General features: G+C 74.1%; 11 protein-coding genes and 1 tRNA gene. 7 read left to right on the top strand and 5 right to left on the bottom strand.

Features of this window, described 5'->3' with window-relative positions:
- Nucleotides 1-78 precede the first annotated feature (78 nt).
- Both OOT42_RS10815 and OOT42_RS10810 read right to left on the bottom strand, forming a co-directional pair.
- Complete coding sequence (locus tag OOT42_RS10815; protein ID WP_273651225.1) at nucleotides 79-1581, bottom strand: fumarylacetoacetate hydrolase family protein; 1503 nt, start codon at nucleotides 1579-1581, stop codon at nucleotides 79-81.
- 75 nt (nucleotides 1582-1656) lie between these two features.
- Complete coding sequence (locus tag OOT42_RS10810; protein WP_273651224.1) at nucleotides 1657-3312, bottom strand: thiamine pyrophosphate-binding protein; 1656 nt, start codon at nucleotides 3310-3312, stop codon at nucleotides 1657-1659.
- 227 nt (nucleotides 3313-3539) lie between these two features.
- On the opposite strand from OOT42_RS10810, the gene OOT42_RS10805 reads away from it, so the two are divergent.
- Nucleotides 3540-5444: an FAD-binding monooxygenase gene (locus OOT42_RS10805; protein ID WP_273651223.1), complete on the top strand. Its 1905-nt coding sequence runs from the start codon at nucleotides 3540-3542 to the stop codon at nucleotides 5442-5444.
- Between the two features lie 13 nt (nucleotides 5445-5457).
- Here OOT42_RS10805 and OOT42_RS10800 read toward each other — a convergent pair whose 3' ends face one another.
- Nucleotides 5458-6351, bottom strand: coding sequence for a phenylalanine 4-monooxygenase (locus OOT42_RS10800; protein WP_273651222.1), 894 nt, complete (start codon nucleotides 6349-6351; stop codon nucleotides 5458-5460).
- Between the two features lie 164 nt (nucleotides 6352-6515).
- Between OOT42_RS10800 and OOT42_RS10795 the strand changes: the two genes are divergently transcribed.
- On the top strand, nucleotides 6516-8186 hold the full coding sequence (locus tag OOT42_RS10795) for a cation:proton antiporter family protein (RefSeq protein ID WP_273651221.1): 1671 nt from the start codon (nucleotides 6516-6518) through the stop codon (nucleotides 8184-8186).
- A gap of 253 nt (nucleotides 8187-8439) precedes the next feature.
- Nucleotides 8440-9726, top strand: a complete 1287-nt coding sequence (locus OOT42_RS10790) for a hypothetical protein (RefSeq protein WP_273651220.1) — start codon at nucleotides 8440-8442, stop codon at nucleotides 9724-9726.
- A 16-nt stretch (nucleotides 9727-9742) separates the two neighbouring features.
- Here OOT42_RS10790 and OOT42_RS10785 read toward each other — a convergent pair.
- Nucleotides 9743-9816, bottom strand: a tRNA-Leu gene (locus OOT42_RS10785).
- 196 nt (nucleotides 9817-10012) lie between these two features.
- Between OOT42_RS10785 and OOT42_RS10780 the strand changes: the two genes are divergently transcribed.
- Together OOT42_RS10780 and OOT42_RS10775 are read left to right on the top strand one after the other, a co-directional pair.
- On the top strand, nucleotides 10013-10705 hold the full coding sequence (locus OOT42_RS10780; protein WP_273651219.1) for an ANTAR domain-containing response regulator: 693 nt from the start codon (nucleotides 10013-10015) through the stop codon (nucleotides 10703-10705).
- A gap of 197 nt (nucleotides 10706-10902) precedes the next feature.
- Entirely contained in the window at nucleotides 10903-12168 is a 1266-nt protein-coding gene (locus tag OOT42_RS10775; RefSeq protein WP_273651218.1) for an ABC transporter substrate-binding protein, read from the top strand.
- Between the two features lie 104 nt (nucleotides 12169-12272).
- Here the strand turns inward: OOT42_RS10775 and OOT42_RS10770 are convergent, their stop codons facing one another.
- Nucleotides 12273-13040, bottom strand: a complete 768-nt coding sequence (locus OOT42_RS10770; protein ID WP_273651217.1) for an endonuclease/exonuclease/phosphatase family protein — start codon at nucleotides 13038-13040, stop codon at nucleotides 12273-12275.
- Between the two features lie 57 nt (nucleotides 13041-13097).
- Here OOT42_RS10770 and OOT42_RS10765 point away from each other — a divergent pair, with 57 nt between their 5' ends.
- Together OOT42_RS10765 and OOT42_RS10760 are read left to right on the top strand one after the other, a co-directional pair.
- Nucleotides 13098-13739 (top strand): hypothetical protein, encoded by a 642-nt coding sequence (locus OOT42_RS10765; RefSeq protein WP_273651216.1) that lies wholly within the window; start codon nucleotides 13098-13100, stop codon nucleotides 13737-13739.
- Between the two features lie 138 nt (nucleotides 13740-13877).
- A complete protein-coding gene (locus OOT42_RS10760) occupies nucleotides 13878-15200 on the top strand; it encodes a cellulose binding domain-containing protein (protein WP_273651215.1) in 1323 nt (440 codons plus the stop codon).
- The last annotated feature ends 14 nt before the right edge of the window (nucleotides 15201-15214 follow it).

Below are 15214 nucleotides of genomic sequence, written 5' to 3'. Positions count from 1 at the left end.
TGCCCGCGGCGACCGCCTGACCGGCCGGGTCCGGCGCAGACGGGACCCCCGACCCGGCGGGCTCGACGGGGGACAGGCTCACCGGGTGCGGCGCCACGCGTCGAACCTCGCTCTCCACGCGGCGTCCATCGGGAACAACCCGTCGACCGGGTGCCCGGCGGCCACCTGCTCGGCGACCCAGGCGTCCTCCTCCTCCTGCGCGAGCGCGGCGTCGACGACCTCCGCGACGAGCGCGGGCGGGATCACGACGACGCCGTCCGCGTCCCCGACGAGCACGTCGCCCGGCTCGACCGTCGTCCCGCCGCACGCGACCGCGACGTCGGTGTCCCACGGCACGTGCAGACGCCCGAGCACCGCGGGGTGCGCGCCCGCCGCGTACACGGGGATCCCGACCGCGGCGACCGCGTCGTGGTCCCGCACGGCGCCGTCGGTGACGATCCCCGCGGCACCGCGCGCGTGCGCCCGCAGCGCCAGGACGTCGCCGAACGTCCCCGCATCGGCCCGACCACGCGCCTCGATGACGAGCACCTCGCCCGGGCCGAGCGCGTCGAACGCGCGCTTCTGCGCGTTCTGACCGCCGCCGTGCCGCGCGAACAGGTCCTCGCGGCCGGGCACGAGCCGCAGCGTGCGCGCCGTGCCCACGAGCCTCGTCGCGGGGTGCAGCGGCCGGACGCCGTCGATCGACACCCCGTCCAGGCCCCGCCGGCGCAGCTGGCCGCTGAGCGCGGCGACGGGGACGCGCAGCAGCTTCTCGCGCAGCTCGGGCGTCAGGCCGGTCGCCCCGGGCTCGGCGTCGTCGAGGCCGGCGGCCTCGCGCGAGCCCCACGCCTCGGCGCGCTGGTGGTCGTCGACCGCCGGCGTCGACCCGAGCGCCGCGTCGAACGGGTGCGTGCCCTCCACGACCGTCGTCACCAAACGGCCCGTCGTCGGGGCACCCGGCGCGTCGGGCGCGTCGACCTCGACCTCCACCACCTCGCCCGGTCGCAGCACCGACGAGCCCGCCGGGGTACCCGTGAGGACCACGTCACCGCGCTCGAGCGTGAGGTGCTGGGACAGGTCCGCGACGAGCCGCGCGAGCGGGAACAGCAGCCCCGCGGTCGTGTCGTCCTGCCGGAGCTCGCCGTCGACCCACGTCCGCACCCGCAGCGCCGCCGGGTCGAGCGCGCGCGCGTCGAGCAGCCGCGGCCCCAGCGGCGTGAACCCGTCGCCACCCTTCGAGCGCAGGTTCGATCCCCGGTCCGCGGCGCGCAGGTCGTACAGACCCAGGTCGTTCGCCGCCGTCACCCAGCCGACGTGCCGCCACGCGTCCTCGACACGCACCCGCCGCGCGTCCGTCCCGATCACGAGCGCGACCTCGCCCTCGAACGCCAGCAGCTCCGTCCCCGCCGGACGCTCGACCGTCCCGCCCGACGCCGCGACCGAGCTCGACGGCTTGAGGAAGTACGACGGCTGCGCCGGCCGGCGACCCCGCTGATCCGCACGCGACGCGTAGCTCAGGTGCACCGCGACGACCTTCCCCGGACGGCACGGCAGCGCCGCGAACCTCGGGTCCGCCGCGTCGACCCCGACCTGCTCGACCATCCGCTCCCTCGCGTCCTCGTCGTCCCGCACACCGTCGGCGGTCCACGGGCGTCGGCGCTCGCGGACCGGTGCTGCTCAGCTGTTCGCCCGCACGATCTCCTCCTGGTACGGCGCCACGACGCCCGGCGACACGATCAGGTCGAGCAGCAGGAACGGGCGCTCGGCGGCGGGCCGCGCCGCCCACGCGGCGAGCGCGTCCAGGTCGTCGACCGTCCGCACCGTGACACCGTGCGCACCCACCGCGGTCGCGAGGCCCGCGAAGTCGACCGCGGGGATGAGCATGGGCTCGCGCACGAGGCCCTTGCGCCCGTACACGTGCACCTCGGCGCCGTACGCGGCGTCGTTCCAGACGACGGCCATCCCGCGCCCCCCGGCGACGCGCACGGCCGACTCGAGGTCGGCCAGCGCCATGAGCCCGCCGCCGTCACCCGTCGTCAGCACGACCGTCGCCCCCGGCCGGGCGAGCGCCGCGCCGACCACGCTGGGGAAGCCCAGGCCGATCGACTGGAACGCGGTGCCGACCATGATCATCCGGTCGGGCGACGCGACCGGCCAGTACATGTTCGCCCACGCGATGAAGTGGCCCCCGTCGGAGACGACGACCCGGTCCGCCGGCAACAGCTCGGCGATGCGCGCGGCCGCGGAGCGCGGGTCGAGCCGCCCGTCGGGCGCGGTGCCCGTGCCGGGCTCGTGCCGGCGCGCGGCAGCCACGTCGACCGACTCGCGCCACCCGCTCGGCGACAGGTCGGGGTGCGCGTGCAGCTCGTCCAGCACGGCGCCCGCGACCGTCGCGGCGTCCCCGCGCACGTACCCGCCGACGTGCGGGTGCGTCGCGGCCGGAGCGACGTCGACCTGGAGCACGCGCGTGCCGGGCGCGAACAGCTCACCGAACCGCATCGTGAACTGGTTGAGCGACGCCCCCACGACCCACACCACGTCCGCGCGGCGCACGAGCTCCATCGCGCCACGCGCGCCGAAGCCGCCCGCCACGCCCAGGTCGAACTCGGGCCGGGGGAACACGCCCTGGCCGAGCGCGGTCGTCACCGTGAGCGCCCCCGTCACGTCGGCGATCTTCCCGAGCGTCTCCCCGGCCCCCGCGAGCCACGCACCCCGACCCGCGAGCAGCAGCGGCCGGCGCGCCGTCGCGAGCGCGTGCGCCGTCTCCCGCACGCCCGCCTCCGCGAACGGCCCGCGCGGCGCGAGCGGACCCGGCAGACGCGGCGGCGGCGCGTCCGGCACCGGACCGGCGTCGAGCGTCGCGACGTCGTAGGGGATCGCCAGCACCGTCGGGACGCGGTACGTCAGCGCGTGCTCGACCGCGATGAGCGTCGTCGCCGCCGCGTCCGCCCGGCCGACCGTGTACGTGCGCGCCCCCACCGCCGACGCCATCGCGATCTGGTCCACGTCCCACGGCCGCGGCCCCGACGTCGGCTCGTCGCCCACCACCAGCACGAGCGGTACGTGCGCCTGCACCGCCTCCGCCAGCGCCGTCAGCGTGTTCGTGAACCCCGCGCCGTACGTCGTCGTCGCCGCAGCGAGGCGCCCCGACGACCGGTGGTGCGCGTCCGCCGCGACCACCGCCCCCGACTCGTGCCGCACGGGCGTGAACGACGCGGACGTCTGCCGCGCGAGCGCGTCCAGGAAGTGCGCGTTGCCGTTGCCCATCACGCCGAACACGTGGTCGACGTGCGCGGCCAGGGTGACCGCGGCGTGCGCGGAGACCGAGGGCATCGCTGACCTCCTCGTCGAGCGTCGGACCTGCGGCGTGGTGCGACGGGCGACCCGCACCCCGCGGACCGGGACCCGGGCGACGCTGCCCGGCCGGCACCCGCGACGGACCGTCCGCTCGGCACTCTATCCGCCGCCGTATACGATCCGCACGAGGGAGGTCGACGTGGCCGACCGGCACACGACGCACCACCCACCACCTCGACAACGACGTCCGGGGGAGTCGCGCCATGCAGTTCCACCACCACGGCTACGTCTCGGGAGACCCCCGCGTCCAGCCCGCCGCCGGGGTCGGGCTCGACCGCCCCGACGACCTCCCCGACGAGGTCGACGTCCTCGTCGTCGGCACCGGCCCCGCCGGGATGATCGCCGCCGCCCAGCTCTCCCAGTTCCCCGACGTCACCACCCGCATCGTCGACCGCCGCCCCGGACGCCTCGCCATCGGCCAGGCCGACGGCATCCAGGCCCGCAGCGTCGAGACCTTCCAGGCCTTCGGGTTCGCCGGACGCATCGCCGAGGAGGCCTACCGCATCACCGAGATGTGCTTCTGGCACCCCGACCCCGCCGACCCCACCCGCATCGTCCGCGGCGAACGCCCGCCCGACGACCCCTCCGGCATCAGCGAGTTCCCGCACCTCATCGTCAACCAGGCCCGCGTCCTCGACCACTTCGCCGAGTACATGGCGAACGCCCCCACCCGCATGCGCCCCGACTACGGCTACGACTTCCGCGACCTGCACGTCGCCGACCACGGCGACCACCCCGTCACCGTCCGCCTCGTCCGCACCGCCGGACCCGACACCGGCACCGAGAAGACCGTCCGCGCCCGCTACGTCCTCGGCGCCGACGGCGCCCACAGCGAGGTCCGCCGCGCCATCGGCTGCGTCCCCCGCGGCGACTCCGCCTTCCACGCCTGGGGCGTCATGGACGTCCTCGCTGTCACCGACTTCCCCGACATCCGCCTCAAGTGCGCCATCCAGTCCGGCACCGGCGGCAGCATCCTGCTCATCCCCCGCGAGGGCGGCCACCTCTTCCGCATGTACGTCGACCTCGGCGAGGTCCACCCCGACACCCGCGACGCCGTCCGCGCCACCACGATCGACCAGATCGTCGAGCACGCCAACACCATCCTGCGGCCCTACACCCTCGACGTCCGCTCCGTCGCCTGGCACAGCGTCTACGAGGTCGGTCACCGCGTCACCGACCGCTTCGACGACGTCCCCCTCGACCAGCGCGGCACCCGCACCCCCCGCGTCTTCATCGCCGGAGACGCCTGCCACACCCACAGCGCCAAAGCCGGGCAAGGCATGAACGTCTCCATGCAGGACGGCTTCAACCTCGCCTGGAAGCTCGGCCACGTCCTGTCCGGCCGCAGCCCCGACACCCTCCTCGCGACCTACTCCGCCGAACGCCAGGTCATCGCCCAGAACCTCATCGACTTCGACCGCGAATGGTCCTCCCTCATGGCCCGCCGCCCCGAGGAGCTCGACCCCGGCGAGCTCGCCGACTTCTACGTCCGCACCACCGAGTTCCTCTTCGGCTTCATGACCCAGTACCCGCCGTCCATGCTCGTCACCGAGCCCACCCACCAGCACCTCGCCACCGGGTTCCCCCTCGGCAAGCGGTTCAAGTCCGCCCCCGTCGTCCGCGTCGCCGACGCCAACCCCCTGCACCTCGGCCACCAGCACCGCGCCGACGGCCGCTGGCGCGTCTACGCCTTCGCCGACCGGCCCGCCGCGGGGGAGGAGTCCGCGCTCGCGGCCTGGGCCACCTGGATGACGGAGTCGCCCGACTCACCGGTCCAGGCGCACCGGCGCGACGGCGACGCGCTCGACGCCGTGCTCGACGTCAAGGTCGTCTACCAGCAGCGCCACGTCGACGTCGACATCACCCGCGTCCCGACGCTGTTCCTGCCCCGCACCGGGCCGTTCGACCTGGTCGACTACGAGAAGGTGTTCGCGGTCCACCCCGACGACGACGTGTTCGACCTGCGCGGCGTCGACCGGGACGGGTGCGTCGTCGTCGTCCGCCCCGACCAGTACGTCGCCGCCGTCCTCCCGCTCCACGCGACCGCCGACCTCGCGGCGTTCTTCCGGCAGCACCTGCTCGTCCAGGCACGCCGACCCGTCGCCTGACCCGGACCGCCCGTCACACCCGGGCGGCCTCGCGCGCGAGCCGCGCCGGCGTCTCGTCGTCGAACTCCGCGAAGAACCCCGCCACCCGGTCCGTCAGCTCGCCCATGCCGTCGCACGCGAACAGGACCGGCTGGTAGTGGCTGATGTCGTACGCGAGCGTCGCCATCTGGTGGAAGTCCACCGGCCGCACGTCCGCACCGCGGAACTCCTCGATCTCCCCGTACGACGACAGCAGCCCCGCGCCGTACGCGCGCAGCTCGCCGCCCTCGTACATCACCCCGAACTCGATCGTGAACCAGAAGACGTCCGCCACGTACTGCAGCCCCTCCGGCGTCTCACACCGCCGCGCCGCCTCGCCCGCCCGCCGCTTGACCTCCGCGATCGCCGGGTTCGCCAGGAGATTGCAGTGGCCCACCACCTCGTGGAGGATGTCGGGCTCCGGCGTGTAGAGCGGCTGCGACGCGTGCCGCAGGTACTGCGTCGAGTGGAACACCCCGTCCGCGAGCGACCCGTAGAACACGTCGAGCGGCACGAGCCCCGCCGCCGGGTGCAGCCGGAACCCGCTCAACGGCATCAGCCCCGCGCTCACCTCGTCGAGCTGCGGCACGTGGTCCGTCGGCAGCGCGAGAGCCTCCTTGCCCTCCAGGTAGCCCCGGATCGCGAGCCGCTCGTGCTTCGGCGCGAGCTCCCGGCACACCGTCGCCCAGATCGCGTTCTCGGTGTCCGTGTACTCGACGCGCGGCACCGGCTCGCCCGGCCGCCACGCGAGCGCCGGCGCCGCGATCTCGTCGCGCCGTCGCCGGTACTCCTCGTCCTGCGCACCCGGATGGTCGTCCGCGAGATGCACCCTGGCCTTGCCGTCCTCGTCCGCGGTGACGGGGGCGTACAGCTGGCCCTCTTCGAACATGCGACCCGTTCTACGCCCGATGCCCCGACGGCGCATCCCCCTCGACGCGCACCCACCGCCGAAGCCACCGCACCGACCACCCGGACGCCGACGTGGCGCCCCCGGGCAGCGCCGTCGCCGCGAGGCAGAATGGAGACCCGCACGCACCACCAGGAAGGCCGTCGATGGCAGCAGCGGCGCTGTACCTCGGAGCCGCCCTCGCCGGTGGGCTCGTCGCCGTGCTGCTGCGCCTCCCACCCCTCGTCGGGTTCCTCGCCGCAGGCTTCGCCCTCGGCGCCGCCGGCGCGCCCGAGCTGCCCTACCTCGAACCCGTCGCCGAGCTCGGCGTCGTCCTCCTGCTCTTCGCCATCGGCCTCAAGCTCGACGTCCGCACCCTCCTGCGCCGCGAGATCTGGCTCACGACCGCCGTGCACATGGTCGTCAGCGTCGCCCTCGCCGTCGGGTTCCTCGGCCTGCTCGCCGTCCTCGGCACCGGGCTCGTCGCGGGCGAGTCCTTCCGTGCCCTCGCGCTCGTCGGCTTCGCGCTGTCGTTCTCCTCGACCGTGTTCGTCGTCAAGGTCCTCGACGACCGCTCCGACACCACGTCCCTCTACGGACGCATCGCCGTCGGCGTCCTCGTCATGCAGGACGTCGCCGCCGTCGTCTTCCTCTCCCTGTCCAGCGGCGACGCCCCCAGCCCCTGGGCCTTCGCCCTGCTCCTGCTCCTGCCCGGCCGATGGGTCCTGCACCGGATCTGGGACCGCGTCGGCCACGGCGAGCTCCAGGCCCTGTTCGGCGTCGTCGTCGCCGTCGTCCTCGGCTACGGGCTCTTCGAGTGGGTCGGCATCGACGGCGACGTCGGCGCGCTCGTCGTCGGCGTCCTCCTCGCGTCACACCCGCAAGCCGGCGAGCTGTCCCGATCCCTCATGACGTTCAAGGACCTCATGCTCGTCGCGTTCTTCGTGCAGATCGGCCTGCACGGCACCCCGCACGCGCTCGAAGCCGGCCTCGCCCTCCTCCTCCTGCTCCTGCTGCCGTTCCAGGTCGCCGCCTACGCCGTCATGCTCTGGCTCATGCGCCTGCGCCGGCGCACGTCCTTCCTCGCCGGCCTCGTCCTGTCGAACTACTCCGAGTTCGGCATCATCGTCGTCGCCGTCGGCGCGTCCACCGGACTCCTCGACGACCAGTGGGTCGTCGTCGTCTCGCTCGCCGTCGCGTTCAGCTTCGGCCTCTCCGCGATCGTCAACCGCCGCGGCGTCGAGCTCGCGTCCCGCCTCTCCCGCCTCCTGCCCGCACGCGACAGCGACCGCCTGCACCCCGACGACCGCCTCGTCGACATCGGCGCCGCCGACGCCCTCGTCCTCGGGCTCGGCCGCGTCGGCGCCGCCACCTACGCACGCCTCCGCGACGAGTACGGCCTCAACGTCGTCGGCGTCGAGCACGACCGCACCCGCGTCGCCGCCCTCGAGGACGAAGGCTTCGACGTCGTCCGCGCCGACGCCACCGACCTCGAGTTCTGGAACCGCGTGCAACGCGCCGGACGCGTCAAGGTCGCCGTCCTCGCGATGCCCTTCCACAACGCCAACCTCATCGCCCTCGCCCGCCTCCAGGCCGCCGGCTTCACCGGCCGCGTCGCCGCCGTCGCGCGCTACGACGACGACGTCAGCGAGCTCCAGCGCCACGGCGCCGACGCCGTCTTCCACCTCTACGGGTCCGCCGGCTTCGCGCTCGCGGACCACGCGGCCGACGTGCTGCTGCGCGAGCACGACGGGGCCCACAAGCGTCACCGCCCGGCCGCGCCGGGGGAGGACCTGGACGTGCTCCAGCCGCTCGACCGCCGCACCGAACCGGCCTGACCGGGCCGGACGGGCACGCGCACTGCCCGAAGGGTTGGCCGCGGGTCCGTGCTCCCCACGTCGCGGGTCGGTCTCGTGGGGAGGTCGAGGCCGAGCACCGTCGTGAGCGTGAGATGGACGCGTGAGAGCAAGCACCCGGGTGCGAGCGGGCGCCGGTGACGAGTCACGGACCCGTCACGCGCCCTCCGCCGTGCCCCGTGCGCGGGCCGACCGGGCGGCGCCCGCAACCGCCGGTCTCGCACCGGCCGCGGTCGTGCACCTCCAGCGCGCCGCGGGCAACGCGGCGGTCGCCGACCTGCTGGCCGTCCAGCGCACCCCGGGTGGCGGCTCGGGCGGCGGCGCACCCCCGACGGTGGTGCAGGAGACCCCGGAAGCCCTCGGCGCGCGGCTGGGGGCGGCGTCCAAGGGCATGCCGTCACGCTTCGACTTCATCGTCGCCGGGATCAACAACGCCCGGCTCTCGGCGCCCGACGCGCTGCGGGCGGCCGCGTCCGCGACCCGCGAGATCGGCCTGCGCCTGTTCAGCGAGACGGTCGGTGCGGACGTCGTCCTCTGCTCCGTCCAGCCCGGCACGGGCAAGCCCGTGCTCATCGTCCGGCCCGACGGCATGGTCGTCCGCGGGACTGCCGACATCGCCCTCGCGAGCCCGCCGTCGCTCGAGCACCCGATGTCGGTGACCAACGTCCGGGCGAACGCTGCGCCGACCGCCGCCGCCCCACCACCGGCGGCACCGCCCGCGCCCGCGGAGCGTCCGGCTGCGAAGCCCCCCGCACCGGAGGGGCCGGTGGCACCGCCGACCCCGGGGACGGCGCCGAAGGCGGAGACCGTGCCGTCCGGCGGTGCGGGTACCGGGCCGACGGCGACGGGCGTCGGTGTCGAGGTGTCGCGCCTGAGGACCGCCGGGCGCTTCCTGGCCAGGGCGGCGCCGGGACTGCTGCTGCAGGCGCTCCTGATGGCGGTGTTCCCGCCGCGGGTGCACGTCCACAACGACGGCTACGACACGCTCAGCAGCCAGAAGATCGCCCCTGCCCTGCAACGGGCGCTCACGCAGCAGGCGGCCGCCGTCGACGCGCTGGCGGCCGGCGGGCCCGGACGGTCGGTCTGGGCGACGGTGACCGTCGAGTCGGAGTACCGCGTCCAGGCGACGTCCGGGGGAGACCTCCACCTGTCCCTGCGCGACCTGCGGTTCGTCGACATGACCGTGACGGACGAGTACGTCCTGGTCGAGGGGCCGAAGTTCCAGGTGGGCGCGGGGGCGAGCGCGTCGAAGCGCGTGACCTTCTCGGTCCCGCTCCTCGGGCCCGCGACGCGCGCGGACCAGACGGCGATCCAGTCCTTCCGGACGGTGCGCACGGGGCTGACGAGCTCGGCGTACAAGGTGCGCCTGTCGGCGATGCTCGCCATCGCCCGGCTCGCCGACGCCGAGCCGTCGCTCAGGAACCAGCTGGTGCGCGACCTGCGGCCGCTGCTGGCCGACGACGAGTCCGTCGTGCGGAAGGTCGCCGCGCGCCTGCTGGACCGGCTCGGCGCGGGTCGCTGACGACGGGACGAGACGGTGCCCCGAGTGGGATTCGAACCCACACTGGATCGGGTTTGAGCCGAACGCCTCTGCCGGTTGGGCTATCGGGGCCAGGCGGCCAGGATAGACGCGAACCGGACCCGCCCGACCCCGCGCCACCAGCACGCGGACACCGTCCGCGCCACGCTCCGCCCGCGGGCGCGGCGTCCCGGCGGTGGTGCCGGCGACGCTCCCGCTCGCCGAGCGGCGCACGTCACAGCACGTGTTGCCCGCAACCCGCCCACCCGCGGCGACTACGCTGTGCACCGTGACCACGGACGAGACCCCCGAGCCCACCGAGGCGACCCCCCTCGACCTGCCGAGCGCGGCCCCCGCGGCCGAGCCCGCGCCGGAGCCTGCGAGCACCGGCTCCGCGCGTCCCGCCCGCCGCGCGGTGGTGGCCGAGGACGAGGCCCTCATCCGCATGGACGTCGTCGAGACGCTCCGCGACGCGGGCTTCGACGTCGTGGGCGAGGCGGGCGACGGCGAGCAGGCCGTGGCCCTCGCGACCGAGCTCAAGCCCGACGTCGTCGTGATGGACGTCAAGATGCCCGTCCTCGACGGCATCTCGGCGGCCGAGCGGATCGGCAAGGCGCACCTGGCGCCGGTCGTCCTGCTGACGGCGTTCTCGCAGACGGAGCTCGTCGAGCGCGCGCGCGACGCCGGCGCCATGGCGTACGTCGTCAAGCCGTTCAGCCCGGCGGACCTGCTGCCCGCGGTCGAGATCGCGATCTCGCGCTACGCGCAGATCAGCGCGCTCGAGTCCGAGGTCGCCGACCTGGCCGAGCGGTTCGAGACCCGCAAGCGCGTGGACCGCGCGAAGGGCCTGCTCATGACCAAGATGGGCCTCACCGAGCCCGAGTCGTTCCGGTGGATCCAGAAGACGTCGATGGACCGCCGCCTCACCATGCGCGAGGTCGCGGACGCCGTCATCGAGCAGGTCGGCGGCGGCGCGTCCTGACGCCCCTCCCGCGGTCACGAGGCCGGTCGAGCACGCTGCTCGACCGGCCTCGCTTTTGTCACAACTCTGCAACAAACAGGTACTGAGACAGAGACATTCACATCCCGGATACAAAGACTGGTTACCTTCGCGCCACACTGCACCGATCCTCACCAGGGATCGGCGGGACGCAGTACTCGACAAGAGGGGTACCACGCATGATTCGTTCGACACACGCAGTCAGGGCCGCAGCCCTGGCGGGCGCTGCCGCGCTGATCCTCGCCGCGTGCAGCGGCGGGGGCGACAGCGGCGACGACGAGACCGACGGCGGCACCGCGGACGCGGCCCCGCTCAAGGTCGGCACGCTCCTGCCGCAGACCGGCTCGCTCGCGCAGCTCGGCCCGCCCGAGATCGCCGGCGTCGACCTCGCGGTCAAGGACATCAACGAAGCAGGCGGGGTCCTCGGCTCGGACGTCGAGGCCGTCCACACCGACTCCTCCGACGCCGAGCACGCCGAGGTCGCCACCCAGTCGGTCCAGGACCTCATCAGCCAGGACGTCTCGGTCATCGTCGGTGCCGCGTCCTCCTCGGTGACCCGCAACGTCATCGACGACATCACCGGCGCCAAGATCGTCCAGATCTCGCCCGCCAACACCGCCACGGACCTGTCGGGCGCGAGCGACTTCTACTTCCGCACCGCCCCGCCGGACACCGTCCAGGGCTCCGCGCTCGCCAACCTCATCCTCGGTGACGGCGCGGTCAACCCCGGAATCCTCGTGTTCAACGACGACTACGGCACCTCGCTGCGCGACGTCGTCGAGAAGGTCGTCACCGACTCGGGCGCCACCCTCGCCTACGGCTCCGCCGGCCAGGAGTTCGACCCGAACGAGACGAACTACACCTCGATCGTCAGCAACGCGCTGGCGGCGCAGCCCGACGCGATCGCGATCATCGCGTTCACCACGCAGACGCCGCTCATCGTGTCGGAGCTCGCCGCCCAGGGCTACGACATGTCGAAGGTCTACTTCGTCGACGGCAACCTCACGCAGTTCGGCGAGGAGTTCCAGGCCGGCCTGCTCGAGGGCGCCCAGGGCACCCTGCCCGGCGCGTTCCCGAGCGAGGAGTTCCAGGCCCGGCTCGCCGAGGTCAACGACTCGCTCAGCGACTACTCGTACGCCGCCGAGGCGTACGACGCCACGATCCTCGCCGCGCTCGCCGCGGTGAAGGGCGGCGGCACCGACGGCGAGACCATCCAGGCCAACATGGCCGCGGTCTCGGGTGCCGACGGTGGCGAGAAGTGCGACACGTTCGCCGACTGCGTCGCCCTGCTCGACGACGGCAAGGACATCGACTACGAGGCCCAGTCGGGTGTCGGTCCGTTCAACGCGGACAACGACCCGTCGTCCGCGTACATCGGGGTCTACACGTTCGGCGCGGACAACAAGTACGTCTTCACGAAGTCGGAGTTCGGCGAGGTCGGCTGAACCGACGAGTGACGGGCCTCCGGCCCGCCTGACGTCACCGAGGGGCCGGTGCGGCACGAGCCGCACCGGCCCTCGGCCGCCCCCGGAGGGCGGCGTCGTGCCGCTCAGGCGGGCACCTCGACGTCGAGCACGATCGCGCGGTGGTCGGACAGCCCGGTGTCCACGGCGACGGCGGGCGTGGCGGCGCGGATCGGGCCGTCGCCGAGCACGTGGTCGAGCTGGCGCTCCGGGGTCCCGACGGGGTAGGTCGGGACGGACGCGAGCGGGCGCATGCCGGTGGCACGCTGCGGTCGGTCCGGCTCGAGGTTGAGGTCGCCGAGCAGCACCAGGGGGCGGGGGAGCGGCTGTACCTGGCCGACGAGGTGCCGCAGCTGCCGGACGTTCCAGCCGGGGATGAACGTCAGGTGCGTGGCGACGACGGTGACCGTGAACTCCGGCCCGTCGACGACGGCGGCGAGGGCCGCGCGGGGCTCGTCGCGCACGAGGGTCGGCCAGCGCTCGCCGGGCCAGCGCACCGCCGCCCGTCGGCGCAGCGTCGGGAGCGTCAGCACGCGCCACTCACGGACCGGGTAACGGCTCAGGAGCGCGATCCCGTACCGGGCGGTCGCCGGCTCGTGGTCGCCCGTGGCGGCCGTCCAGAGGCCCGGCTCGCCGTGCAGCGTCGCCACGAACCGGTGGTGCGGGGCGTCCATGGCGTCGGCGGCGACGACGGTCAGGTCGGCGCCGTGCGAGCGGGGCTGGTCGCGGTCGACCTCCTGGAGGGCGAGCACGTCGGCGTCGAGGCCGCGCACCGCGGCGGCGAACCGGTCGAGATCCACCTCGCCGTCCACCGTGGACCGTCCGTGCAGGATGTTGAAGGTCGCGAGTCGCACCCTCGCGATTGTCGTCGTCGACCTGCGGGTCTGCTCGGCGGGATGAAGGATGGCCGGATGACGGTGCAGGGAGCCCTCGAGAACCCGCCGGACGACCGGACGGCGCTGCAGGACGGCCTGCGACTCGTCGCGGTGGCGCTGACCGACGCCCAGATCCCGTTCGCGCTCGTGGGCGGGTACGCGTCGTGGGCGCGCGGGGCACCCGAGCCGAGCCACGACGCGGACTTCGCCGTGACCGAGGAGGACGTCGACCGGGCCAAGGCGGCGATCGCGGCGGCGGGGCTGGTCGTCGAGCAGCCGGCGGAGAACTGGCTGTTCAAGGCGTTCCACCACGGGCAGCTGGTCGACGTGCTGTTCCGGATGGTCGGGCAGCCGGTGACGCGCGAGCTCCTGGCGCGCAGCGACGAGCTCGAGGTGCTCGCGGTCCGGATGCCGGTGCTCGGTGCCACGGACATCGTGTCGGCGAAGATGCGGGTGCTGGGCGAGCACGCGTGCGACTTCGGCCGCCTGCTGGCGATCGTCCGCGCCCTGCGGGAGCAGATCGACTGGGACCGGGTGCGGCACGACGTGCGCGACCACCCGTACGGCAAGGCGTTTCTGTTCCTCGCCGACGAGCTGGGCATCACCGGGCTGCCGCACCGCGACGTCGATGTCGAGCCCGGACGCACGGACGCGGCGGGGGCGCCGGGACCCGGGTGACACGCGGGGCACGCCGACGAAACGAGGCCTGAAAGGGTTCAGGCCGCAGACGGAAGCGCTTCGACGTCACTAGCGTGCCGCCCCTGCACCCGCTGCGACCGCACGCGAGACGCCGGTCGCCCGACGTCTGGAGCGCCCATGCCGCACGTGAGACCCACCCGCCGACGGGCCACAGCCCGTGCCGTCACCGCCGGGGCCGTCGCCCTGCTCGCCGCGGCGGGCGCCGCGGTGCCCGGGACCGCCGCCGCGGCCGCCGCGGGCTGCACCGCCCGCTACGCGGTCGTGTCGTCGTGGAGCACCGGCTTCACCGGCAACCTCGCCGTCACCGTCGACCAGCCCGTCGACGGCTGGCAGCTCACCTGGACGTTCACCGCCGGGGAGAACCTCGTGCAGGGGTGGAACGCCGACCTCACGACGAGCGGCACGGCGGTCACCGCCCGCGCCCCTGCGTGGAAGCAGCACCTCACGGCGGGCGAGACGTGGACGGTCGGCTTCAACGCGACGCACAACGGCCGCACGCCCTCACCGGCGGACGTCCGGCTGAACGGGGTCGCGTGCACGGTGGCCGGCCAGCCGACCCCGACCACGTCGCCCACCCCGACGCGCACCCCGACGCCCACGCCGACGGCCACCCGCACCCCGACGCCGACCGTCACGCCCACCCCCACGCCCACGCCGACGCCGACGCCGACCCCGACGGCCGCGCCGACCGCCTGGAACCCGCCCGCCGCCCTCGTCGCGCCGCTCGACGAGGTGTGGCGGCACCAGGAGCAGACCTACAACAACGGCAACCTCTACGGCTTCCGCAACTACGGCTGGGACCAGGTGGTCGCCAACGGCGGGTACCTGAACATCTGCGTGCGGTGGGACTCCACGAAGACGGTCACGGCGGCGCAGCGCGACCGCATCCACGCGCAGTACGAGGCGCAGTACCGGAAGTGGTTCGCGACGCTCCTGAACGCCGACGGGACGCGCTGGAACGGCTGGCCGTACCCGGAGGTCGACATCCGGGTCGTCGGTTGGGCGGTGCGGGACCGGTCGCTGCTGCAGTGGACCGACGCGTCGGTCGACGTGTACGTCGGTGACATCCGCGAGAACGCGCCGCAGTGCCCGGAGTCGCTCGGGCGGTTCTTCCACCAGGACGGCCGGTACCCGGGCGGGGCGGAGCGGCACTACGACCAGTCGTTCTGGCTGAGCGACGGGTTCGGCGGTGGCGCGGGCGGGGACTGGGGGCAGCGGATGGGCACCGAGTACTTCCTCGGCGCGCTCGACAGCCCGGACGTGACGATCCTGCAGCACGAGATCGGGCACACGTTCGGCCTGGACGACTTCTACGACTGGACCCCGACGGGCGTGCAGCGGTTCGTGATGCGCGCGGGGTCGGCCGCCGCCATCACGGAGTTCGACGCCTGGATGTTCCGGGACTGGTGGCGGCACCTGAAGCCGCGCTACGGGCTGTGACGCGCCGCGGCCCG

Source organism: Cellulomonas fimi (assembly GCF_028583725.1).
Lineage (GTDB): Bacteria > Actinomycetota > Actinomycetes > Actinomycetales > Cellulomonadaceae > Cellulomonas > Cellulomonas fimi_B.
Note: the sequence above shows the minus strand (reverse complement) of the source record. Positions and strands in the feature narration are given on the sequence as shown.